Raw genomic sequence first — 22061 nt, 5'->3', positions numbered from 1 at the left:
GGCGCCGAGCTGACCGCCGCCGTCACCGTCGCTCTCGGCCCCGAAAGCGCCCCCGCGGTCCGGGCCGAGGCGCCCCAACCCGTCCTGGAGTCCGTGCAGTTCCGGCCCAACCTGCTGCCTCGTACCCCGCGCGGATTCCACGGCCGCACCGTCGAGAGCGCCGCGCTGACCGCGGCCGCGGCCGGACCTGACGGGCCGGTCGTCGTGGTCACCGGGCCCGCCGGGGTCGGCAAGACCGCGCTGGCCGTGCGCTGGGCGGCCGACCGGCACTCCGACTTCCCCGACGGGACGCTCTACGCCGATCTGCGCGGGTTCAGCGACACCTCGGACCCCGAACCGGCCGAGCTGCTGCGGGAGTTCCTCGTCGCTCTCGGCGTTCCACCGCGCCGGATGCCCGAGTCGGCGGACGCCGCCGGTGCCCTGTTCCGCTCGCTCACCGCCGAACTGCGCCTGCTCGTCGTCCTCGACAACGCCCGTACCTCCGCCCAGGTGCGCCCGCTGCTGCCCACGGGACCCGGCTGCGTCACCGTCGTCACCAGCCGTGCCCGGCTCGCCGGTCTCGTCGCCTCCGACGCCGCTCGCGTCCTCGCCCTCGACGTCCTCGCCACCGACGACAGCGTGGCCCTGCTCACCCGTCTCCTCGGCGAGCACCGAACCGCCGCCGATCCCCAAGCTGCCCGCCGTACAGCCGAGTTGTGCGGCGGACTGCCGCTCGCGCTGCGGGTCGCCGCCGCTCGGCTCGTGGAACTCCCCGCCCTCGGCCTCGCCTCCTTCGCCGACCGGCTCGCCGACGAGCGCCAGCGGCTCGAGCTGCTCGCCGCCGAGGACATCGGCGTCGCCTCCGCGCTGCGGCTCACCACCGCCCACCTCCCCGCCGACGCGGCGCAGCAGTTCACCGCGCTCGGCCATCACCCGGGCACGCACGTCGACCGGTTCAGCGCCGCCGCGCTCGCCGGCACGACCCCGCCGGACGCGGCCCGCGCCCTCGACCGCCTGGTTGCCGCGCACCTGCTCACCGAGACCGCCCCCGGCCGCTACGTCCTGCACGACCTGGTCCGGCTCTACGCGCGTGGCCAGAGCCGCGACCCGGCCGCCCGCGCCGCGGCCCGGCTGCGCCTGTACGACCACTGCGTGGCGACCGCGCTGTCCGCGTCCGAGGCCGCGGAACCTGGCGGGGAGCCCGCCTTCGTGCAGCCCGATGACTTTCAACAGCCGCCCGCAGTACGGGACTTCACCAGCCGGGAGGAGGCGCTCGGCTGGTTCGCCGCCGAACGCGACGACCTCGCCCTGATCGCCGCCGCGGCCCGCGCCGAGGACCGGCCCGAGCGGGCCTGGCGGATCGCGGTGACCCAGTGGCCGCTCGTCGTCTGGCGGGTCCTCGCCGACTGGGCGCCCACCCTGGAGGCCGCCCTCGCCGACGCCCGCGCCTGCGCCGACCCCTATGCGGAGGCCCGCGTCCTGACCCTGCTCGGCTGGGTGCTCGCCGAGGAGGGCCGCACCGCCGAGGCCGTCCGGCACCTGCGCGTCGCACCCGAACTCGCGGCCTGCGCAGGCGACGTACTCGGCGAGGCCACCGCCCTGGTCAACCTCGCCGCGGCCCTCCCCGACGACGAACCCGGCGCCGCCGAAACGGCCTGCACCCGAGCCCTCGCCCTCGCCACCGAGGCCGACGACGCGCACACCCGGATGCTCGCGCTCCAGCACCTGGCCCGCATCCACCTCGGCGCGGGCCGCCACCGGCAGGCGTACGAGGCGGCCGAGGCGGCGCTCGGCCTCGGCCCGGAGCACGAGGCGGTCGCCCGGCGCGTGCTCCTGCGCACCTGGCAGGGCGAGGCGCTGGCCGGGCTCGGCGACACCGTGGCCGGGCGGCGCTGCCTCGCGCGGGCCGCGCTCGAGGCCGAGCGGACCGGCTACGACGCGGGCGCCGTCACCGCGCTCGATGCCCTGCTGCACATCGCCGACCAGGACGCACTGCCCGAACTGCGGCGCCGGCACGCGGCGGCACACGCCAGGATCCTGGCGCGTTAGCCAGGCGTTAGGACCGCCGCCGCGCTCGTTAGTGATCTGCCAGCGCGCCGCAACACCCTCGTTCCTGCAAGGGGAAGCGACCTCGTACAGGATCGCGACCCACGAACGAGAATCGGGGGAACCAGCCATGCGCACCACCACCCGTCCCACCCTGCTCGCCGTCGGCGCCGTCGCCGCGCTCGCCCTGTCCCTGACCGCCTGCAACGACGTCAGCGGCACGCAGGACAGTGGCGCCGCCGGCACCAGCGCGTCAGCAGCCGCCCCGTCGGGTTCCACCTCGGCGTCGGCGTCGGCGCCGGCTGCGGCCTCGGCCTCGGCTGCGGCCTCGGCGCCGTCCGGGGGCAAGACGAGCACGAGCGGTGGAGGCAAGACGTCCTCCGGCACCGGCGGGGGCGGCGTCACCGCGGCCTGCACGACCAAGAACACCTCGGTGGCGTTCCTCCAGTCCTCGGGCCACGCCAGTGACGCGCAGCCCGCCGCCGCGACCCTCAAGATCACCAACAGCTCGGGTGCCCCCTGCACCATCGTCGGCCCGACGACCGTGGTCGCCGCCGACGACCAGGGCAAGGCGAGCCCGGTCTCGGGGGACAACTCCACGGCCGGCTCGGCAGCGGTCGACATCCCGGCGGGCGCCGCGGTGGTGGCGGACGTGCTGTACAACGACGTGAACGGCGAGGGCACCGCGTCGGCCCGTTACACCTGCCCGGTGCAGGCGTCCCACGTCAAGGTCGCGCTGCCCAAGGACGCGGGCACCACGGTGAACGTCATGAAGGCGAACGGCTCGCCGGGCGGCGTCTTCAGCGTCTGCGGCACCGAATTCAAGGTCGGGGCCTTCGCGGCACGGTAGGGCCTGGCGCGGCCCCGTCCGTTCGCGCGATCCTCGGCATGACGGCGTGGATCAGGCGCCGGTGTAGGCAGGTGCAGGTGCCAGGCCGTGGCCGGCCTGCCCGTCGGGTGGCGGGGGAGAACCGGCGGGCCGTGCCGGCGTGATCGGCCGGCGACGTACGACAGGGACAGGGCGGGCGGGATGAGCGAGCACGGCCGACGGCGGCCGCACCGCACGGTGGACCGGGTCGTGTGGATCCTGGAAGCCGCCGCGCGGGCTCCGGGCGGGGTGACCGTGGCCGAGTTGGCGCGGGCGGCCGGGGCGCCGGCGAGTTCGGTGCAGGACCTGGTCAACGGGCTCGTCGCGACGGGGTTCCTGCTGGAGCAGCGCCAGCGCTTCCGGCTCGGGCCCGCCCCGCACGTCCTCAACCTCATCGCCGGCCGGGTCGTCCCGCGGATCAGCCAGGCCGAGCTCAACGAACTGAGCCGCGTCGCGGGTACCCCGGTGCTGCTCACGGTGCGGGTCGGGCTCGACGCCGTGCACCTGGCGCGCGGCGGCGAGGACGAGATCCCCCGCCTCCTGCCGCTGGCCGACGAGCACATGGCCCGGCCGCTCCTGCGCACCGCCGCGGGCCGTCTGCTGCTGGCCCTCACCGACGAGGCGGAGCGCCGCGGGCTGCTCGACGAGCTCGCCCGCCACGACCCCGAGGCGGTCGCCGAGTTCCGCCGCGCTCTTCCGGGGATCCGGGCGTCGCGGATCAGCCGCAGCGAGGGTCTGGCCGATCCCGAGGTCAGCGCGCTCGCGATCCCCGTCACCGACGGCCCCGTTGTCACGGGCGCCCTCGTCCTGACGCACCGGCGTCGTGGCCGCTCGGAGCGGCTGAGTCTGGACCGGGCGGCGGCCCGGCTCCTCGCGCACATCCAGGAGGGGCGGACGTGACGTCCGCACCGGTTCACGGATATCCGTGAACGCGGGCGCTCGTGCCGCGTCGGGAACGAGCATCCCGGCATGACTTCGAACCCGCTGACCACGGCCGGGCCGACGCCTCCGCCGTCCACCGCCGAGATCGTCCTCCGGCTGCTGCACACGCTCGGCGACCCCGATCCGGCCCGGGGGGCCGAGGACGTCACCATCGTCGGGGCGGATCCCCTGGTGCCCTCGGTGCACCGCCTCGCCGACGCCATGTCCGCCGCGATCGGTGTCTTCGGGCGGCAGACGGCGGCGGTCGGCGAACAGCGCGGCCACCCGCACCAGAGGGTCGAGGTGCAGGCCGGGGCCGCGATCGACCAGCTCATGGCGACGTACCACACAACGCTCTCGGGACGCCCGCTCCTCTCCCTCCTCGACGACCCGACCCTGCTCGGCAACAGCGACTTCTACCGGGCGCGCGACGGCCGGTGGATCTTCATCATCACCACCTATCCGCATCTGCGGGACGCGGTCCACTCCGTGCTGAGGTGCGGGCTCGACAAGGTGGGGATCGCGCAGGCCGTGGCCGGCTGGGACGCCTTCACGCTGGAGGAGGCCGTCTGCGCGCGGGGCGGCGTCGCCTGCGCGGTGCGCAGCCGGGACGAGTGGCTCGCGCACCCGGCGGGGCGGTACGTCGCACAGCGCCCGGTCGTCGAGATCGAACGTGTCGGCGACGGACCGGTCCGGCCGCTGGAGCCGATCGGTGCGGCGGACGAGGCGCTCGCGGGCGTACGGGTGCTCGATCTCACCCACGTCATCGCGGGTCCCGTCGCGGCGCGGCTGCTCGCCCAGTTCGGCGCCGACGTGCTGCACCTGTCGCGTCCCGACCGCCCCGACCCGATCCCGATGATCGCGATGACCGGCGGCGGCAAGCGCAACGCCTACTGCGACCTGCGCGACGACCACGACCGTGCGGCCTTCCACGACGCGCTCCAGGACGCGGACGTCTTCGTCCACGCCTACCGGGGACTTGCCCGGCACGGGGCGTCGACCGAGGAACTCGTCCGGCGCCGCCCCGGACTCATCACCCTCGAATACCACGCCTGGGGCGCCGACGGTCCGTGGGGCGAGCGCGGCGGGTTCGACCAACTCGCCTGCTCGGCCACCGGATTCGCCGTCGAGGAGTGGACCGACCGGCCGTCGCTGCCGCCGACGTACCTGCTCAACGACTACCTCGCCGCCTACCTCGGGGCCGCCGCCGTCGCAACCGTCCTGCGCCGGCGTGCGGCGGAGGGCGGCTCGTGGCGGATCCGCGTGACCCTGGCCGGGGTGTGCCACTGGGTGCGGGAACTCGGTCTGCTCGCGCGGGAGGACGTACTCGGCCTGCCCCGGCCCGGGCGCGCGCCGCTCGCCGCGCTGTCGACCACGGAGACGGACTTCGGCCCGCTCACCGAACCGGCGACACCGTTCGCGTACAGCGGGCGCACGGTCCCCCAGCCCGGCCGGCGGGCCCCGCTCGGGTCCGCTGCGCTCCAGTGGCGCTAAGCCACTTCTACGCGACCAGCCCTGGCAACCGGAACCGCTGCCCCGTGCGGACCGATGCAGCGAGTCCTTTCGCATCCGCCGCGTCGGCGCCACGCGTCCGCCGCCGCCCGTACCGCACCACCGTTCACCCACCCCACCCGAAACCCCATCACCAACCTGCGCCCGCAGGCCCTGGAGAAGCTCCGCCTCGGCTACCACGACGTCGCGGCCGTCGACCCCGGCCTGATCTACGCCAACGCCCAGGGCTTCCGCAGCGACAGCCGCTACGGCACCCACGCCGCGTACGACGACATCATTCAGGCGGCCAGCGGCCTGGTCTGGCTCAACCACCAGGTCTCCGGCCAACCCCACTACGTTCCCACCGTGCTGGCCGACAAGATCTGCGGCATGCAGATCGCCCAGTCGGTCCTGGCCGCGCTGCACCACCGGGAGCACGGCGGCACCGGACAGCACATCGAGGTCCCGATGGCCGACACCATGCTCGCCTTCAACCTGGTCGAGCACCTGGGCGCGGCCGCCCTGGAGACCGACGGGGCGTTCGGCTCGCCGCGCTCGCTCAGCCCCCGGCGCCGCGCCCTGCGCACCGCCGACGGCTGGATGTGCATCCTGCCGCAGAGCGACCGCAACTGGCGGGACTTCACCGCCTTCGTGGGCCGCCCCGAACTGGCCGCCGATCCGCGCTTCGCCACCGGCCCCGACCGGGCCCGCAACGCCGACGCGTTCTATCCCTTGCTCGCCGGACTGACAGGACACCACACCAGTTCCCAGTGGCAGGAGTTCTGCGACCACGCGGGCATCGCGGCCGCCCCCGTGCTCGACCTGGCCTCCGCCGCCACCACCGCCTACGCCCGCGAGGGCGGCCTGCTGCGCGAGGCCGACCACCCCACCGAGGGCCGCTACCGGGTCATCGGCCTCCCGGTCCGCTACTCGGCCTACCCGGAGCCGGAGCTGCGGCCCTGCCCGGCCATCGGCCAGCACACCGAGGAGGTGCTCCGCGAAGCCGGCTTCGACCCTTCCCTGCTGCACCCCACAGGCTGACCGAACTCCCGTACCGAGAAGAAGCCAACCGCTCGTTCACCAGCCCAGGAGCGAATGAACCATGTCGCCTTCAACGCCCTCACCGATGGCATTCCCCGACGTCATCCTGCCCGAATCGGCCCGCCGGCTCCGTACCGAGGTCCGCGCCTTTCTCGACGAGGAGCGCGCCCGCGGCACCGTACTCGGCCGCCCCGACTCCTGGCTGGCCGGCTGGGACCCCGACTTCAGCCGCCGCCTCGCGGAGCGCGGCTGGGTCGGCATGGCCCTGCCCGTCGAGTACGGCGGCGCCGGCCGCGGCTTCCTGGAGCGCTACGTGGTGATCGAGGAACTGCTCGCCGCCGGCGCCCCGGTCAGCGCCCACTGGGTCTCCGACCGGCAGGCCGGCCCGTCCGTCCTCCAGCACGGCACCGAGGAGCAACGCCGCTTCTTCCTGCCCCGGATCGCCGCAGGGCAGTGCTTCTTCTCCATCGGCATGAGTGAGAAGAGCAGCGGCTCCGATCTCGCCTCGGTCGCCACCCGTGCCGAACGGACCGCCGACGGCTGGCGGTTGACCGGTACCAAGATGTGGACCGGCGGCGCTCACGTCAACGACTACGCCATCGTCCTCGCCCGCACCGATGAGGCCGAGGACAGGCACGCAGGCCTCAGCCAGTTCATCGTCGACCTGCGCGCCCCGGGCGTGCGGGTCGAGCCGATCCGGCTGATGAGCGGCGAGCACCGCTTCAACGCCCTCCACCTCGAAGGCGTCGACGTCCCCGACGGCATGCTGCTCGGGCAGCGGGGCGACGGCTGGAAGCAGGTCACCGGCGAACTCGCCTTCGAACGCAGCGGCCCCGAACGCTACCTGTCCACCTTCCCCCTGCTGGTCTCCCTGCTCCGCGAACTGGAGCGGCGCCCCGCGACAGCCGAACAGCTCACCCAGGTCGGCATTCTGGCGGCGCGTCTGCACGGCATCCGCCGACTGTCCCTCGGCGTGGCCGCCGCCCTGGACACCGAAGCCTCGCCCGACACCCAGGCCGCCCTGGTCAAGGACCTCGGCACCCGCCTGGAGGGCACCCTGGTCGACACCGTCCGCAGCGTCCTGCCGACCACCGCCGACCCGCACGCCACCCCCGGCAGCCACCCGGAACTGCTCGCCTTCGCCCTGCTGCACAGCCCCGGCTACACGCTGCGCGGCGGCACCAACGAGATCCTTCGCGGCATCATCACTCGCGGTCTGGAGCAGCACTGATGAACACCCACACGATCGACACCAGCACCCCCGTCATCTCCGCCGACGCCTACGACACCGCCGCCTTCTACGCGGACGCGGACTCCATCGCGGTCGTCACCAATACGACCGCCCCGGACGCCGTGGCCCTCCCCGCCCCGACCGCCCCGACCGCCGAACTCCTCGCCGCCGCCCAGGAGGCAGGACGCCGCGCCGTCCCCGCCCCTCTCGCCGAGACCGCCCTGGTGGCCCGCCCGCTGCTGCGCCGCGTCGGCCTCCCTGTCCCCGACGGCCCGCTCAGCTACGCCATCGCGCCCGAGCTGACGATCCGCTACGCCCGTCCGGCCGCCTCCACCGTCGGCTCGGCCGGCTGCCTGGGCGACGACGACACCCTGCTGGTCACCGGCACCCTGCGTCGCGTCCCCTGGGTCCGCACGGCCACCGCCGTCACCGTCCTGGCCACCGCCCCCTCCGGACCTGTCCTGTTCACCCTCGCCCCCGACCGGGTCGTCCTCACCCCCGGCGGCAACCTCGCCGAGGAGCCCCGCGACGACCTGCACCTCGCCGCTCTCGAGATCCCCGCCTCGCAGGTCCGCCGGATCTCCCCGGAACTGCTCAAGGAGGCCCGGCTCCGCGCAGCCCTGGCCCGCGCCGCCCTGATCGCCGGAGCCGCCGAACGCTGCGTGGAACTGACGGTCGCCCACACCACCGCCCGCACCCAGTTCGGCCGTCCGCTCAGCCGCTTCCAGGCCGTCAAGCAGGAGGAGGCGCGGCTCATCGAGGAGGCCGCCCTGGTACGCGCCGCCGTCCAAGCCGCCGCCACCCCCCTGGACACCGGCGGGGTGGCCGCCCACTTCGCCGTCGCCGCCGCCAAGACCCAGGCATCCGCCTCAGCCGCCGAGATCGCCCGCATCGCCCACCAACTCCACGGCGCCATAGGCATCACCCGGCTCAACCCGCTCCACCTCGCCACCACCCGCCTGTGGTCCTGGCGTGACGAGGACGGCGACGAAACCACCTGGGCGCCCGCCCTGGCCCGGTCCGTCACCGCCGCCACCCTCTGGCCCACCCTCACCGCCACGCCCTGACCCCTCGCCCCGCGCCTGTCGTCATTCGCGGTGCTCGACAGGGTGGAGTGCCGCCCACGACTCGTCCCGTCTCCCCGTCGAGCACGGCGTCCGGGGCGCCGCCGGAGTTGCCGACCAGCACCGGCAGGCCGGCCGCCGCCGCTTCCAGGAACACGATGCCGAACCCCTCCACGGGGAGGGCGCTGTCGAAGGCGGCGGCGCCCGGGGTGGAGGACGTGTAGACGACGACGCCGTCCGGGGCGAAGCGTTCCGTCATCGCGTGGACGAAGGTCTCGATCCCTCCCTGTCGGGGCGGGAAGTCGTTGGTGACCACGAGTGTGCGCGGCACGGTTCAGGCCCGGCGGCCCAGTCGCCGGAGCAGGGCGTGGGTCCAGCGCAGTCGGCGTCGGGGGGCGTGACGGCCGGTGGGGTGTTGCCGGGGGACGGCGACGGTGCGCATGCGGTCTCCTGGATCGAGGGAATCCGGGCGGAGCCGGACCCAGCCGACCAGGACGAACGGCACCACGAGGTAGCCGAAGCGGGTGGCCGGGGCCAGACAGATGGCGAGGGCCAGCCCGAGGGCCAGCCGGTCGGAAGCGGCGACGACGGTCCGGGGCGGGTGGGTCAGGAGCGAGGTGCCCACCGCGGCCGCGGCCAGCGCCAGGAGGGCGAGGGCGAGCGCGCGGCCCCCGGGCACGTGGGCTGCCAGGAGATGACCGGGCAGCGGGCTGTCCGCGGGGGAGGCGGTGACGCCGGCGCCGGTGGGGAACAGCACCGTGTGCTCCAGGAGGGCATTCGGGGTCGCCAGTACGGACGGGATCACCACCGTCCCGGCGACGGCGACGGTGACGGCGAGGGCCCGCAGCGCCGCGCTCCGTCCCCGGACCGTCGCGAGCAGTACGAGCGCGACCGGAACGAGCGGCCAGGCCGTCCACTTCAAGGAGGCCGCCGCGCCCAGCGCCAGTCCGGTGCCGCCCGGCCGCCCGGTCCCGGCCAACGCCAGCGCCAGGCACATCAGCGCGCTCACCGGCAGGTCCACCCCTCCGACGGCCAGTGGGAGGGCGACGGCGGGGAAAGCGGCGAGTGCCGCCAGCCCCACGCTTCCGCGACGCCCCGCGGTGATGCGGGCCGAGACGGCGATCACCGCGAGGAAGGACAGCGTGAACCACCAGCGCGCGTCGCCGGCGACCACGTCGCCCAGCAGCGCGTGTGGCAGGCCGAAGACCGCCATGCCGGGAAGGTAGGGGTTGTAGTCCGCGAGGGCGGCGGGCCGGTCGAGGTACGGAACGCCCGTGGACAGCAGTCGCTCACCCGAGCGCTGGACGACGTCGAGCTCCAGTTGCCCCTGGCCGCGCAGGACCAGCAGGACCAGCGGGACCAGAACCGACCCGGCCGCGGCCACCCGGACCGCCCGGCGCCGCCACACCCCCTGCCCGAGTCCGCTGAGCAGTGCGGCCGCCAGGTACCCTCCGGCTGCGGTCGCGCCCCACACCCGGTGAGGGCCGAGGGTCGATGCCAGGCCCAGTCCTCCGGCGAAGAGCGCGCACAGCGTCCAGGCGACGACGGGCGGCAGCCGGTGTGCCCACCAGGCACCGGGCTCGGACGCGGTGGTGGAAACGGTGCGGTGCGTCAGCAGACGTGGTGCGCTCAACCGGCCCGGCCTCCTTGGTCGGGATGTGCACACCAGTCTCGGGATCCGGGAGGCCGGGATCGTCAAACCGGGATGCGATCCCGGACGTCAACCCGTGGTATGACGCCGACCCCCGCTGTCAACCCGTCAGTTGACGACGATCACCGTCCTCTCCCGCAGAATCGGGGCATGAGTTCCGTGTGGCGCTCCGCGTTCGCCCACCTGCAGGCCTGGAGCCGTTCGGCCGCGTTCCCGTATGCCACCGGGGCAGTACCCGCGGTGGTCGCGGTCGTCGAGATCACGTCCGCCGGCATCGGCTCCATGACGGTTCTGGTCACTGCGGCGTGCGCGGTGGCACCGTTGCCGCCCGCACAGCACACCGCCGGCCCACCGCGACGACTACGACTTCGGCGCCGGCACGGACATGTTCTTCACAGGACACCGACGCCTTCATGCTCTACAGCTCCCGCTTCGACGGCATCGAGGATCCCGACGGCGACGCCAACCGGCAGCCCGGTGTGGGGGACCTGCGCGCGGGGGCCTGGTTCGAACCGTTCGGGAACGTCAGGGCCCGCGCCCCCCACCGGGGCTTCCACCGCTGAACGGCCGGCCCTGTGCCCCGGCTCGGGGGTGCGGTGGACCCGGACGCCGCACCCCCGATCGCGTAACGCGCAGGTCAGCGGGCGTTTCCGCGGGGCTTCAGGGGAAGGCCGGGGAGTTCGGGGGCGGGGAGGCGGTCGCCGGGGTAGCCTTGGACGGCGCCGAAGCGGTCGGTGGCGGCCTGCCACTCGTCGCGGGCCTGGACGATGTCCTCGTGGGACCGCCCGATGAAGTTCCACCACATGACGATCTGCTCCTCGAAGGGCGTGCCGCCGAGCAGGACCAGGCGGGCGTCGGTGTCGCCGGTGTTGGTGAGGGTGAGGGTGTCGCGGCCGGGGGCGGCGTAGCCGAGTTCGGCGGGGCGCAGCGGGGTGTCGAGGAGGCGGACGTGTCCGCTGTCGACCAGCAGGCCGTGTTCGAAGGCGGGGTCGACGTCGAGGGTGACGGTGGCCCCGGGGTGCAGGGTCAGCTCGGCGCCGAGCAGGGGGGTGAAGGTGGGGACGGGGGAGGTGTCGCCGGCGAGGGTGCCGAGGAAGACCCGGGCCTCGCCGCCGTCCAGGGCGACGGGGGAGGGCACGTGGTGGTGGAAGTCGCGCCCGGTGTGCCGGTGCTCCTCGGGCAGGGCGACCCACAGCTGGACGCCGTGCAGGACGGTGGTGGCCGGGGTGGAGACCTCGGAGTGGGCGATGCCGCGGCCGGAGGTCATCAGGTTGACCTCGCCGGGCCGGACGTACGCGTGGACGCCGAGGCTGTCGCGGTGCTCGATCTCGCCGGTGAAGAGCCAGCTCACGGTCTGCAGTCCGGTGTGCGGGTGCGGGGCGACGTCCATGCCGCCGGTGCTGGTGACGTCGTCGGGACCGTAGTGGTCGACGAAGCACCAGGCGCCGATCGTGCTGCGGGAGCGCTGGGGCAGGGTGCGGCGTACGGTCATCGCGCGCGGGCCGCCGAGCGGCACGTCCCGGGCGGGCAGGACCTCCACCCGCGGGTCGGCGGCGGGGGTGGCGGCGCGGTCGGTCTCGGCGGTGCTCACGGGTGGTCCCTCCCAGGTGCAATTAGTTCTATATTCAACTATCATGCCATGGCAGAGTGGCGCACGACAGCCCGATCAGCCTAAGGAGTCCAGGTGAGTGATGTGGCGGCGGTTCCGACGGACCGGCGGGTGTTCATCGACAAGCAGAGCCCCCAGGCGTACAAGGCGTTCCTGGCCGCCGCCGAGGCGGCGCGCGAGGTCGCGGCCGCGGCCGGACTGGACCGCCGGCTGATCGAGCTGGTCAACCTCCGGGTGTCGCAGATCAACGGCTGCGCCTACTGCCTGCACGTGCACACCAGGGCCGCGATCCGCGAGGGCGAGACCGCCCAGCGCCTGGGCGTGCTCGCGGCCTGGCGGGACACCGAGGTGTTCAGCGACCGCGAGCGCGCCGCGCTCGGGCTGGCCGAGGCGACCACCGCCCCGGCGGACGCGGCGCTCCAGGAGGCCGCGTACGGCGTGGCGCGCGAGGTGCTGAGCGACGAGGAGATCTCCGCGGCGGTCTGGGTGTCGATCGCCATCAACGCCTTCAACCGGGTGTCGATCCTGAGCAAGCACCCGGTCCGTCCGGCCCCGGCCCGGTAGCCGCGCGCGGTGGCGGCGCCGGCGGAGATGTACGCCTGCCGGTGGACGCCCTCCGTTGTCCGGTGTACGACCGGCTCCTCCCGGCGGGGGATGACGGACCGTCAACGGTGCGGCGAGGCTGGGCGACGAAGGCGAGGAGCTGCTCGCCGACTGCGAAGGTGGGTCGCATGGCACGTCGTACGTTTGTTTCCGCGCTGGTGGGGGCGGTCTGTCTGACACTGGCCGGGCCGGTGGTCTCCGCGGGTGCCGCCGGGGCCTCCGGGGCCGCCGACGCGCGGCCGGGCTCCGGCGACCCGAGGGCGGCGGCGCTGCGGGCGGTGACCGGTGCGGGCGCGGTCGGGGCGATCGCGGAGGTCAGGGACGGGAACGGGGTCTGGCGCGGGGCGTCCGGCGTCTCCGACCTGGCCACCGGCGCGCCGGTCCGCGCCGACGGGCGGTTCCGGGTCGGCAGCGTCACCAAGGTGTTCGTCTCCACCACGGTGCTCCAACTGGTCGGGGAGGGGCGGATCGGCCTGGACGAGCCGGTCGAGCGGTACCTGCCCGGGCTGGTCCCGAACGGCGACCACATCACCGTCCGTCAACTGCTCAGCCACCGCTCCGGGCTCTGGGACTCCACCAACGAGAAGGGCGGGGTGTTCCCCGACTGGACGGACGCGGCGGTCGTCCGGAACTGGCTGGACCAGGGCGGCCTGACCCGGCAGATCACCCCGGCCCAGGTGGTGGCCTCCTCGGTGGCGCACGCGCCCGACTTCCCGCCGGGCACCGGGTACGGCTACTCCAACGTCAACTACACCCTGCTCGGCATGATCATCGAGAAGGTGACCGGGCACGCCTACGCCCAGGAGGTCACCGCGCGCATCCTGCGCCCGCTCGGCCTCACCGACACGTACTTCCCGGGCACGGCCACCGGCATCCGGGGCCCGCACGCGCACGGCTACTGGACGGTGCCCGAGGGCCCCGGCCCGGCGGACCACAGCGACCGGGACGTGACGGTGGCGAGCGTCACCTGGGCGAACGCGGCCGGTGAGGCGGTCTCCACCCTCGGCGACCTGAACCGCTTCGACAAGGCCCTCCAGGGCGGCCGGTTGCTGCCGCCCGCGCTGCTAAAGGAGATGAACACGACGACCCCGATCGAGGTCGAGGGCGTGCCGAGCGGGCTGGGCTACGGGCTCGGGATGGCCAGCTGGCAGCTCTCCTGCGGTCCGATCTACGGGCACAACGGCTCGGTGTCCGGGTACAGCTCCGAGCTGTGGAGCTCGGGCGACCGGCAGGTGTCGATGTCCGTCACCCCGCGTGGTGGCGATGCGGAGCTCGTCGCGCAGATGCGGGCGGAGGTCGGCTTCCTGGAGCAGGCCTTCTGCGGCACCGGGAAGGCGACGGGCTCGGCGGTGCAGGGGCCGGCCGCCGTGATGCCGAAGCTGGGCTGACCGTCTGCCGTCACGTGGTTCCACCGCTCCGGCTCGTCCGCGCAGGTCCTCGACCGGCGTCGGCGGGTCGGAGCGGTGCGGTTTCCGCCGTGCGCCGTCCGGAAGCGCCCTGACTCGGGCCGCGCGGCGCGGTTCCGTCGGGTAGTCGTGGACGGGTGCGGGTGCGGGTGCGGGTGCGGGTGCGGCGGGGCGGGGCGGGGCGGGGCGAGGGTGAGGTCGGTGGGGAGGTGGCCGGCCCTGACGGTTTCCGTCAGGGCCCGGCCGGATCGGCCGTGGGCGTCGACACCTGTGCGGACGCAGGTGCGGACGCGGGCACGACAGCGCGGGCCAGGCGGCGTAGGGCCTGTTCGTCGTCGGAGCCTGGGACGGCGGTGTACACGGCGATCACCTCGTCCGGGTGTCCTGCGACGTAGAGGGCCTCGGCGGAGAGGCTGAGGCGGCCCACCGGCGGGCAGGCGAGCAGGAGCTTCGTGTGGTTGCTCTCCTGCACCACCTGCTCGTCCCAGAGCCGGCGGAACACCGCGCTGTGCGCACTCAGTTCGCCGATCTCCCGGGCGAGGCCGGGGTCGTGCGGCCACCTGCCGACCTCGGTGCGCAGATAGGCCACGGTCTCGCGGGCCTTCTCCTCCCAGTGCACGTACAGCCGCCGGGCGCGCGGGTCGGTGAAGACCAGCCGCCCAACGGTGCGGCGGTCCGGGCGGACACGGGAGAAGTCGGCGAACACGGCTGCCGCCAGCCCGTTCCAGGCCAGGATCGTGCCACCCCGGCCGACCAGGTAGGCAGGCGTGAGAACCATCGAGTCCAGCACGTGCTGCATGTTCGACCGCCGGTCCGTGGGGAGGGCGGCCTCCTCGATGCCGACCGGACGCGCAAGACTGCGCAGGTAGCGGCGTTCCCCCGGGCTGAGCCGTAGGACATCGGCCACCGCGGCGAGGACGGCGTCCGAGACCCGCGACGCCTGTCCTCGTTCCAGCCGCGTGTAGTGCTCCACGCTCATGGCCGCCAATGCGGCGACCTCCTCGCGGCGCAGGCCGGCCACTCTGCGGACGCCGTGGGCAGGTAATCCGACCTCCTCGGGGCGAAGCCGCGCCCGGCGGGAGACCAGGAAGTCACGAAGAGCTTCGGCGATGTCCATACCGACGATTGTCAGCATGCCCACCACGGTCCGCCCATACGCCCCGAGACCGACACCGTCCGGCGGGACTCCGACCGTAGCGGTACCCGACCCCTACGGCGGACGGCCCGACGGCGCCGGGGCCGCGACCGGTCGCACAACCACGGCCGGTCCGCCAGGGCACACTCTGCCCTCCCTCGGGGGCGAGGCCGCGGCGCATCCTCGTCCTGCGCCCTCCGGCCGGAGGGCGCAGGGGCGGCGGAACCCACGATCGGGGACGCACTCCTGGCTCGCATCACCCAGCCGGCACAGCCTCCTCGGCGAGGCCGGCCCACAGGAAGAGGAAACCAGCCATGGCCACCAGGACCACCACCGCACGCACCGGTAAGCGGCGCGCGGCCACCGCGCTCGCCGCACTCGTCGCGCTGGTCGGCATCACCGCGGGAACGGCGGGCACCGCCTCGGCGTCGGTCGCGCACAAGAAGTGCACCATCGAGGTCTGGTACGAGGACCACTGGGTCACCGTCTCGACCGCCTGCTGACACCTCCCCGGACCTGCGGCCCCGCCGTCCTCGGATCTCGGGCGGAAATCATCCGGGCGAGGTGGGGCCGCCGGTCCGGTCAGGGGGGACAAACAACACAGACCTTGGAGGTCGGCATGGCTCGGCAGGGGGCGCTTCGGCGCGGGTTCGGTGCGGTGGCGGTAGCCGCTGCGATGGCGATGGGCACGGTGACGGCGGCCGCGGCGGCCGATGTCCAGGGAGAGCACGGCGGCGGGCACGGTGCGACGCGGACCGCGATGGCGGACCTCGTCCGGGCCGAGGGCCTCCCCGGGACGATCGCGGGCGTCCGAGAGGGTGACGACAACTGGTCGGCGGCCGTCGGGACGGCCGACACCGCGACCGGACAGCCCCGGTCGCCCCGGGAGCGGTTCAGGATCGGCAGCGTGACGAAGACCTTCACCGCGACCGTGGTGCTCCAGCTCCAGGCCGAGGGCCGGCTCGACCTGGACGACACGGTGGAGAAGTGGCTGCCCGGCGTGCTGCAAGGGGTCGGGAAGAAGGGATCGGCGATCACGATCCGGCAGATCCTCGGGCACACCAGCGGACTGTTCTCCTTCGATCAGGATCCGCTGATGCTGAAGCGGCTCGCCTCCCCGGACTTCCTGAACCACCGCTACGACACCTACCGGCCCGAGGACCTGGTGCGGCTCGCGGTCCGCCACCCGCTGCTCTTCAAGCCGGGGAAGCAGGTCAAGTACTCCAACACCGACTACCTCCTGGCCGGGATGATCATCGCCAAGGTGACCGGCCGCCCGTACGGCGAAGCGATCGAGCAGCGGATCATCCGACCGCTCGGCCTCTCCGCGACGAGCCTGCCCGGCACCGCGGTCGACCTGCCCCGGCCGCACGCGCTCGGCTACTCCAAGCTGTTCGGCGGCTCCACGACGCCAGTGGAGACCACCGAACTCAACCCCTCGTGGGCCGGGGCGGCCGGGGAAATGATCTCCACTACCGCTGATCTGACCAGCTTCTACTCCGCCCTGATGCGCGGACAGTTGCTGCCGAAGGCCGAGCTGGACGAGATGGTCCCCGCCACCGCCACCGGCGGCCCCGGGCTGGGTGTCGGCGATGTGAAGCTCAGCTGTGGGATCACCCTCTGGGGCCACACGGGAGGCATCCACGGTTCGTCGACGGTGGCACTGACCACCCGGGACGGACGGCACGCGGCGGTGTTCAACACCAACGCCGACTGGGTGGACGGCGAACGCAAGCTCGCGGAGGCCGAGTTCTGCCACTGAGCAACGGGGCAGTCGGCGACGGGCAGTACTGCCGCGAGTACGTCGCCAGGCTCCGGACGGTGGCCGGGCTGGTGGCCGCGCTCCACCTCCCGTCCGCGATCTGACCGGCGGTCCGGCGGCCGGCAGTCGGAGCCCCGCCCGCCCTCGACAACAGGGGGTCGGGCGGGCTTCGGAGTTCCGGTGCGCGGCTCGGGTGCGTACGGTGATCCACACAGATCATCGGAGAGGGGTGCGCGCCATGGCGGGGACGGAACCGGGCTCGGAGACGGTGTTGACCACCGAACGGCTGGTGGTGCGTCAGTGGACGGTGGCGGACCAGGAGCGCGCGTTCGACATCTACTCCCGCTGGGAGGTCGCTCAGTGGCTCGGCCGGACGCCGCGCGCCCTGGCCCACCCCGAGGAGGCCCGCCAGTACATCGAACACTGCCGTGAGCGCTCCACCGGCCCCCGGTACGGGGTCTGGGCGGTCGAACGGCGGGACACCGGCGTGGTCGCGGGAGCGGTCCTGCTGCTTCCCGTGCCGGACGGGGACGGCGAGGTCGAGATCGGCTGGCACCTCCACCCGGACAGCTGGGGCCGGGGCATCGCCACCGAGGCCGCCCGGGCCGTCCTGGCCAAGGGCTTCGCCGACGGCCTGACCGAGATCCGCGCCATCCTCGCCCCGGACAACACCCGGTCGGCGGCGGTCTGCCGGCGCCTCGGGATGACCAGTGCCGGACTGACCGACCGCTGGTACGGCCGGGAGCTGGCGGAGTTCCGCATCGGCCCGGCCCAGGGCGGGCAGGCATGACAGCGGGGGGAGGAGCGGCGGACGTGACGCTCAACCTCTGGCGCCGCCCGCTTGATGAGGTGCCGGCCGAGGTGTGGGACCGGACCGAGCTGACCGTGCTCATCCTCGCCGAGACCGGCATCCGGGAACTCCCGCCCGGCATCGGCCGGTTGACCGGGCTGCGGACCCTCGACCTCGGGCACAACCGGCTCGCCGCGCTGCCCGTCGAGCTCTGTGGCCTCACCGGGCTCCGGGACTTCCTCTACCTCCACGACAACGCGCTGACCGCCCTGCCCGATGAGCTCGGCCGGCTCACCGCGCTGCGCTACCTCAACGTCGGTGAGAACCGGATCACCGAACTCCCCGCCACCATCGGCGGACTGGCCTCGCTGATCGAGCTGCGCGCCCAGCACAACCGGCTCACCGCCCTGCCGGAGTCGATCGGCGGACTCGGTGCGCTGCGTGAACTCTGGCTGCGCGGCAACGAGTTGACCGGACTGCCGGACTCGGTCGGCGACCTCGCGGAGCTGCGCGAGCTGGAACTCCGGGAGAACGCCCTCACCGAACTGCCCGCCGTACTCGCCGGGCTTCCCCGGCTGCGCCGCCTCGACCTGCGTGGCAACCGGGTCACCGAACTACCCGACTGGCTGGCCGACCCGGGGGCGCTGCCCGCGCTGGAGAAGCTGGACCTCCGGTGGAACGAGGTGCGGCCGCCGGCCCGGCTGCTGGCGGCGCTGGCCGCACGCGGGTGCGTCACGCTCTTCTGAGCCGCCGGGCCGGGATTCGGGCCCCGATCCCGCTTCGGAAAAGATCACCGTCGGCAGGCCGGAGCTGTTACCGTGGAACGTATGAAGCGCGCTGCACTCGCCACGACGACGCCGGAGAGAGTCCCGGCGCGCTGACTGCTGACCTAGTCCGAAGCCCCGGGGCGAGTGCCCCGGGGCTTCGCCGTTCCCGGTCCCACTCGCCCGCAGACCGAGTGGAGACCACCATGCGTAACCAGCCCTCGCACGACAATGCGGCCCACGACCACGAGTCCCACGGGCACCCGGCCCACGACCACCGCAAGCTCGGCCGTGAACTCGACCTCTTCGACACCGACCCGCTGATGGGCTCCGGCCTGCCGTACTGGCTCCCCGACGGCGCCGCGATCCGGCACTCCCTGGAGGAGTTCATCCGCGACCGCGAGCGCCGGGCCGGCTACCGCCACGTCTACTCCCCGGTGCTCGGCAAGCGCGAGCTGTACGAGATCTCCGGCCACTGGGCGCACTACCGAGAGGACATGTTCCCGCCCATGGAGCTGGGCTCCGAGGAGATGGTGCTGCGCCCCAGCCTCTGTCCGCACCACGCGCTGATCTACCGCTCACGCTCCCACAGCTACCGGGAACTGCCGCTGCGCATGGCCGAGTTGGGCGGCATGTACCGGTCCGAACTGTCCGGGGTGCTGGGCGGGCTGACCAGGGTCCGGGCGATCCAGCTGAACGACGCCCACATCTTCTGCACCCCGGAGCAGGCGGCCGACGAGGCCGTCGCGGCACTGGAGCTGATCCGCGAGGCGCACCGGGCACTGGGTATTGTCCCGGTCCGCTACCGGCTCTCGCTGCCCGGCGCGGGCGGCAAGTACGTCGCCGACCCGGCGCTCTGGGAGCGTGCCGTCGCCCTGCTCACCGAGGTGCTGGAGCGCTCCGGGGTGCCGTTCGAGGCGGCGGAGGGCGAGGCGGCGTTCTACGGTCCCAAGATCGACGTGCAGATCGCCGACGGCGCCGGGCGCGAGTTCACCCTCTCCACCGTGCAGATCGACTTCCACCAGCCCGAGCGGTTCAACCTGCACTACATCGGCGCGGACGGCGCCAAGCACCGCCCGGTGATGGTGCACCGCAGCGTGATCGGCAGCGTCGAGCGCGTGGTCGCCCACCTGATCGAGCTGTACGGGGGCGCGTTCCCGGCCTGGCTGGCACCCGTCCAGGTGGTGCTGCTGCCCGTCTCCGAGGCCGAACTGCCGCAGGCCGAGCGGTTCCGGCAGCGCTGCCTGGACCTCGGGCTGCGCGCCGAGGTCGCCGGCCCCGAGCACGGCAGCCTCGGCGCCCGGATCCGCGCGGCCCGGCTGGTGCCGTACCAGGCGGTGATCGGGGCGAAGGAGGCCGTGGACGACCGGGTCGCGCTGCGGCTGCGGGACGGCCGCCGGCTGGAGCCGCTGCCGGCCGAGGAGGCGTGGGCGCGGATCGGCGCGCTGGTGGCGGCGTGCGACGCGGAGCTGTGGCCGGAGGGCGCCTCGGGGCGGCCGGAGAGCTGATCGCCGGGGCGGCGGCCGGGAACGGGGAGGTGGCGGCCGTGATCGAGGGGGTGGCGGCCGTCGGCTCCGTCGGCCGCCGCGCCGGTGGCGTACGTACGACTAGTGCGGTGCACGGTGTGTCGGCCGGGCCGCGGGTGGCGGACGCCCGTCGAATGGGCCGGGCGGCCGAGTCCACCGCCGCTGTCCCCACCCGTCCGGAGGTACCCCGATGCGCATTCCCCGCGGCCTCGCCGCTCCCGTCCTGGCCGGCTCGCTCGCCCTTGCCGGGGTGGTGGCCGCCACCCCGGCCGGCTCGGCCGAGCTGCGGCCGCTGCCCAGCCCCGCCGTCCAGTACTGCGCCGCCGTACTCGGGCACGTCCCGGGCGCCGATGCCGCTTCGCAGGCCCTCGGGCGGGCCTGCTCCTCGGACTACCGGGCCGAGCAACTCGCCCAGGCCGAACGTGACTTCGCGGCGTCCGGGCCGGCGGACCAGCCCTCGCTGCCGATGGAGTAGGCCAGGCCGGGACGTTCCGTCGAACGACCCGCGCCGCAGGAGTCCGAGGCCCCGCGCGGCGCGGGCCGGTCAGTAGGACTGGAGCTCGACCAGGCGGCCGTCCGGGTCGCGCAGATGGGCGCTGCGCAGGGTGGGGCCCCACTCCGGGCGGTCGGTCGCGGGTGCGACCGGGGTGCCGCCGTGGCGCAGGCAGAGGTCGAGGGCGGCGTCCACCTCGGCCACCCGCAGGACCAGCATCGCGGCGTCCTGCGCGAGGGCGGCGGGCGCGGTGGGTGCGCCGGTGTGCCCGGGCGGCTCGGCGGCGCCGAGGGCGGCGGCCATCGCGGAGCGGTCGAAGAGGGCGAGCAGGGTCTGGTCGGCGAGGTCCCAGTTGGCGTACGGGCCCTCGGGCGAGCCCTTGACCAGGGTGGCGCCGGTGAGCGGCGGGAGGACGGCGCGGTAGAAGCCGAAGCACTCGGCGAAGCGGGTGACGAGCAGGCGGGGGTACAGGGCGTCCACGGGCGAACTCCTGGCAAGGGGGCGGCGGTTCCGAATCAGTGGGTCGGCACCCACTATAGGGACGGACCCTAGACTGTCGCCATGGCCTCCGAGAACCCCCAGCACGCCACCGAGAACGCCGGGTCCGCCGCCGGGCTCCCCCCGACCCTGCTGGACCTCACCACCTACCTGCTCTCCCGGGTCGGCAAGGCGGCGCGCGGCCGGTTCGCCGAGCGGCTGGCCGAACGCGGCCTGAGGCTCTGGGACATGGCGGTGCTGGCCGCGCTCGCCGACTTCGGCCCGCAGGCCCAGCGGGACCTGGTGCGGAGGCTGGCCATCGACCCGAGCGACCTGGCGAAGGTCGCCGACCAACTCGCCGCCGCCGGGTACGTCGAGCGCGCCAGGGACCAGGCCGACCGGCGGCGGGTCTCGGTCTCCGTCACCGACGCCGGACGGGCGCTGCTCGCCGAACTCGACGCGCAGGCGCGGGCGGTGCGGGACGAGGTGCTCGCGCCGCTGGACGCGGGGGAGCGGCGGACGCTGCAGGAGCTGCTGCTGCGGGTGCACCACGGGATGGGGGAACGGCGTGGCGGCCCGTGAACAGCCGGGCGGCTTGACCGGCTCAGGAGGTGGGCTGCCCCGGGCGGCGGGCACCAGCGAACTCGCCCGCCCAGCGCGGGACGTCGAGCACGTTCTCGACCCGGGCGACCAGGGTGCCGGTCCGCTCGGCGTGGATCATCGCGCCCTCGCCGACGTGGATCCCGACGTGGTGCAGGGGGGCGTCGGGGCGGGAGAAGAAGAGCAGGTCGCCCGGGGCGAGCGCGTCGCGCTCCACCGGGGCGCTGAGGTTGAACTGGGCGACGGTGTAGTGCCCGAGCTCCACGGTGCCGTGGCTGGCCCGGTACCAGCAGTAGAGCGACAGGCCGCTGCAGTCGAAGCCGACCGTCTTCTCGCCCATGCACACGCCGTTCAACCAACCGTTGTCCTCGTCGCAGAAGCCGAGGCTCGCGCCCAGCCGGTCGCCGCCACCCCAGGCGTACGGCACGCCGAGCTGGCTCGCGGCCACGGCGGCGGCCCGGCGGCCCAGCGCTGCGGCCGGGGCGGGGTGACGGTCGAGAACAGCCGGTCGTACTGGCGCAGGACATCGAGGTGCTCACGGCCGCGGGGCGGGCCCACATCACGTGGGAGAGGAAGACCGCCGCGGTCACGCCGAACAGCACCC

General features: G+C 74.1%; 22 protein-coding genes and 2 pseudogenes. 17 read left to right on the top strand and 7 right to left on the bottom strand.

Going from position 1 to position 22061, the window contains the following annotated elements; translation table 11 throughout:
• From ACFU7Z_RS13770 to ACFU7Z_RS13740, 7 genes are all read left to right on the top strand, one after another.
• On the top strand, positions 1-2028 hold a 2028-nt coding region (locus ACFU7Z_RS13770; protein ID WP_380777639.1), incomplete at its 5' end, for an NB-ARC domain-containing protein.
• Positions 2029-2155: 127 nt separating this feature from the next.
• Positions 2156-2875, top strand: a complete 720-nt coding sequence (locus tag ACFU7Z_RS13765; protein WP_380777638.1) for a DUF4232 domain-containing protein — start codon at positions 2156-2158, stop codon at positions 2873-2875.
• Between the two features lie 180 nt (positions 2876-3055).
• Entirely contained in the window at positions 3056-3793 is a 738-nt protein-coding gene (locus ACFU7Z_RS13760; protein WP_380777637.1) for a helix-turn-helix domain-containing protein, read from the top strand.
• Between the two features lie 69 nt (positions 3794-3862).
• Complete coding sequence (locus ACFU7Z_RS13755) at positions 3863-5308, top strand: CoA transferase (protein ID WP_380777636.1); 1446 nt, start codon at positions 3863-3865, stop codon at positions 5306-5308.
• A 54-nt stretch (positions 5309-5362) separates the two neighbouring features.
• Positions 5363-6346: a CaiB/BaiF CoA transferase family protein gene (locus tag ACFU7Z_RS13750; protein ID WP_380777635.1), complete on the top strand. Its 984-nt coding sequence runs from the start codon at positions 5363-5365 to the stop codon at positions 6344-6346.
• Between the two features lie 85 nt (positions 6347-6431).
• Positions 6432-7577 carry an acyl-CoA dehydrogenase family protein gene (locus ACFU7Z_RS13745; RefSeq protein ID WP_380777634.1) on the top strand — a complete coding sequence of 382 codons (1146 nt, stop codon included), beginning with the start codon at positions 6432-6434 and terminating at the stop codon, positions 7575-7577.
• Positions 7577-8644 (top strand): acyl-CoA dehydrogenase family protein, encoded by a 1068-nt coding sequence (locus ACFU7Z_RS13740; protein WP_380777633.1) that lies wholly within the window; start codon positions 7577-7579, stop codon positions 8642-8644. Before ACFU7Z_RS13745 ends, ACFU7Z_RS13740 begins: the two co-directional genes overlap by 1 nt.
• Before the next feature lie 42 nt (positions 8645-8686).
• Here ACFU7Z_RS13740 and ACFU7Z_RS13735 read toward each other — a convergent pair.
• The 3 genes and pseudogenes from ACFU7Z_RS13735 to ACFU7Z_RS13725 form a co-directional block, all read right to left on the bottom strand.
• A pseudogene (locus ACFU7Z_RS13735) lies at positions 8687-8822 on the bottom strand (glycosyltransferase); the annotation flags it as partial.
• Positions 8817-8972, bottom strand: a pseudogene (locus ACFU7Z_RS13730) (alpha-(1-2)-phosphatidylinositol mannosyltransferase); the annotation flags it as partial. The pseudogenes ACFU7Z_RS13735 and ACFU7Z_RS13730, both read right to left, overlap by 6 nt.
• Before the next feature lie 3 nt (positions 8973-8975).
• Positions 8976-10274: a glycosyltransferase 87 family protein gene (locus tag ACFU7Z_RS13725; protein ID WP_380777632.1), complete on the bottom strand. Its 1299-nt coding sequence runs from the start codon at positions 10272-10274 to the stop codon at positions 8976-8978.
• 431 nt (positions 10275-10705) lie between these two features.
• Between ACFU7Z_RS13725 and ACFU7Z_RS13720 the strand changes: the two genes are divergently transcribed.
• Positions 10706-10855, top strand: coding sequence for a hypothetical protein (locus ACFU7Z_RS13720; protein WP_380777631.1), 150 nt, complete (start codon positions 10706-10708; stop codon positions 10853-10855).
• Between the two features lie 74 nt (positions 10856-10929).
• Here ACFU7Z_RS13720 and ACFU7Z_RS13715 read toward each other — a convergent pair whose 3' ends face one another.
• Complete coding sequence (locus tag ACFU7Z_RS13715; RefSeq protein WP_380777630.1) at positions 10930-11883, bottom strand: pirin family protein; 954 nt, start codon at positions 11881-11883, stop codon at positions 10930-10932.
• Positions 11884-11976: 93 nt separating this feature from the next.
• On the opposite strand from ACFU7Z_RS13715, the gene ACFU7Z_RS13710 reads away from it, so the two are divergent.
• Positions 11977-12465 carry a carboxymuconolactone decarboxylase family protein gene (locus ACFU7Z_RS13710; RefSeq protein ID WP_074002918.1) on the top strand — a complete coding sequence of 163 codons (489 nt, stop codon included), beginning with the start codon at positions 11977-11979 and terminating at the stop codon, positions 12463-12465.
• Positions 12466-12632: 167 nt separating this feature from the next.
• Positions 12633-13892, top strand: coding sequence for a serine hydrolase domain-containing protein (locus ACFU7Z_RS13705; protein ID WP_380777629.1), 1260 nt, complete (start codon positions 12633-12635; stop codon positions 13890-13892).
• A 250-nt stretch (positions 13893-14142) separates the two neighbouring features.
• Here the strand turns inward: ACFU7Z_RS13705 and ACFU7Z_RS13700 are convergent, their stop codons facing one another.
• A complete protein-coding gene (locus ACFU7Z_RS13700) occupies positions 14143-15027 on the bottom strand; it encodes a helix-turn-helix domain-containing protein (RefSeq protein ID WP_380777628.1) in 885 nt (294 codons plus the stop codon).
• A 332-nt stretch (positions 15028-15359) separates the two neighbouring features.
• Here ACFU7Z_RS13700 and ACFU7Z_RS13695 point away from each other — a divergent pair, with 332 nt between their 5' ends.
• The 6 genes from ACFU7Z_RS13695 to ACFU7Z_RS13670 all read left to right on the top strand — a co-directional run bounded on the left by ACFU7Z_RS13695 (position 15360) and on the right by ACFU7Z_RS13670 (position 20362).
• Entirely contained in the window at positions 15360-15548 is a 189-nt protein-coding gene (locus tag ACFU7Z_RS13695; protein WP_074002916.1) for a hypothetical protein, read from the top strand.
• A gap of 155 nt (positions 15549-15703) precedes the next feature.
• Positions 15704-16807 (top strand): serine hydrolase domain-containing protein, encoded by a 1104-nt coding sequence (locus tag ACFU7Z_RS13690; RefSeq protein WP_380777627.1) that lies wholly within the window; start codon positions 15704-15706, stop codon positions 16805-16807.
• 238 nt (positions 16808-17045) lie between these two features.
• The gene (locus ACFU7Z_RS13685; protein WP_117486160.1) at positions 17046-17597 is read left to right on the top strand and encodes a GNAT family N-acetyltransferase; all 552 of its coding nucleotides are present in this window, start codon (positions 17046-17048) and stop codon (positions 17595-17597) included.
• A 23-nt stretch (positions 17598-17620) separates the two neighbouring features.
• Complete coding sequence (locus ACFU7Z_RS13680) at positions 17621-18343, top strand: leucine-rich repeat domain-containing protein (protein ID WP_380777626.1); 723 nt, start codon at positions 17621-17623, stop codon at positions 18341-18343.
• A 224-nt stretch (positions 18344-18567) separates the two neighbouring features.
• A complete protein-coding gene (gene thrS / locus ACFU7Z_RS13675; RefSeq protein ID WP_380777625.1) occupies positions 18568-19869 on the top strand; it encodes a threonine--tRNA ligase in 1302 nt (433 codons plus the stop codon).
• A 208-nt stretch (positions 19870-20077) separates the two neighbouring features.
• On the top strand, positions 20078-20362 hold the full coding sequence (locus ACFU7Z_RS13670; RefSeq protein WP_380777624.1) for a hypothetical protein: 285 nt from the start codon (positions 20078-20080) through the stop codon (positions 20360-20362).
• A gap of 69 nt (positions 20363-20431) precedes the next feature.
• Here ACFU7Z_RS13670 and ACFU7Z_RS13665 read toward each other — a convergent pair whose 3' ends face one another.
• Positions 20432-20860 (bottom strand): VOC family protein, encoded by a 429-nt coding sequence (locus tag ACFU7Z_RS13665; RefSeq protein ID WP_380777623.1) that lies wholly within the window; start codon positions 20858-20860, stop codon positions 20432-20434.
• Positions 20861-20941: 81 nt separating this feature from the next.
• Here ACFU7Z_RS13665 and ACFU7Z_RS13660 point away from each other — a divergent pair, with 81 nt between their 5' ends.
• On the top strand, positions 20942-21439 hold the full coding sequence (locus tag ACFU7Z_RS13660; RefSeq protein WP_380777622.1) for a MarR family winged helix-turn-helix transcriptional regulator: 498 nt from the start codon (positions 20942-20944) through the stop codon (positions 21437-21439).
• 22 nt (positions 21440-21461) lie between these two features.
• Here the strand turns inward: ACFU7Z_RS13660 and ACFU7Z_RS13655 are convergent, their stop codons facing one another.
• A complete protein-coding gene (locus ACFU7Z_RS13655; RefSeq protein WP_380777621.1) occupies positions 21462-21905 on the bottom strand; it encodes a C40 family peptidase in 444 nt (147 codons plus the stop codon).
• Between the last annotated feature and the right edge of the window lie 156 nt (positions 21906-22061).

This window comes from Kitasatospora sp. NPDC057518, assembly GCF_042802075.1.
GTDB lineage: Bacteria > Actinomycetota > Actinomycetes > Streptomycetales > Streptomycetaceae > Kitasatospora.
This window is presented reverse-complemented; position numbering and strand designations above follow the sequence as displayed.

Coding starts and splice junctions, on each gene's coding strand:
- ACFU7Z_RS13765 (WP_380777638.1), top strand. CDS start 2,156: ATGCGCACCACCACCCGTCCCACCCTGCTCGCCGTCGGCGCCGTCGCC.
- ACFU7Z_RS13760 (WP_380777637.1), top strand. CDS start 3,056: ATGAGCGAGCACGGCCGACGGCGGCCGCACCGCACGGTGGACCGGGTC.
- ACFU7Z_RS13755 (WP_380777636.1), top strand. CDS start 3,863: ATGACTTCGAACCCGCTGACCACGGCCGGGCCGACGCCTCCGCCGTCC.
- ACFU7Z_RS13750 (WP_380777635.1), top strand. CDS start 5,363: ATGCAGCGAGTCCTTTCGCATCCGCCGCGTCGGCGCCACGCGTCCGCC.
- ACFU7Z_RS13745 (WP_380777634.1), top strand. CDS start 6,432: ATGGCATTCCCCGACGTCATCCTGCCCGAATCGGCCCGCCGGCTCCGT.
- ACFU7Z_RS13740 (WP_380777633.1), top strand. CDS start 7,577: ATGAACACCCACACGATCGACACCAGCACCCCCGTCATCTCCGCCGAC.
- ACFU7Z_RS13720 (WP_380777631.1), top strand. CDS start 10,706: ATGCTCTACAGCTCCCGCTTCGACGGCATCGAGGATCCCGACGGCGAC.
- ACFU7Z_RS13705 (WP_380777629.1), top strand. CDS start 12,633: ATGGCACGTCGTACGTTTGTTTCCGCGCTGGTGGGGGCGGTCTGTCTG.
- ACFU7Z_RS13700 (WP_380777628.1), bottom strand. CDS start 15,027: ATGGACATCGCCGAAGCTCTTCGTGACTTCCTGGTCTCCCGCCGGGCG.
- ACFU7Z_RS13695 (WP_074002916.1), top strand. CDS start 15,360: ATGGCCACCAGGACCACCACCGCACGCACCGGTAAGCGGCGCGCGGCC.
- ACFU7Z_RS13685 (WP_117486160.1), top strand. CDS start 17,046: ATGGCGGGGACGGAACCGGGCTCGGAGACGGTGTTGACCACCGAACGG.
- thrS (WP_380777625.1), top strand. CDS start 18,568: ATGCGTAACCAGCCCTCGCACGACAATGCGGCCCACGACCACGAGTCC.
- ACFU7Z_RS13670 (WP_380777624.1), top strand. CDS start 20,078: ATGCGCATTCCCCGCGGCCTCGCCGCTCCCGTCCTGGCCGGCTCGCTC.
- ACFU7Z_RS13660 (WP_380777622.1), top strand. CDS start 20,942: ATGGCCTCCGAGAACCCCCAGCACGCCACCGAGAACGCCGGGTCCGCC.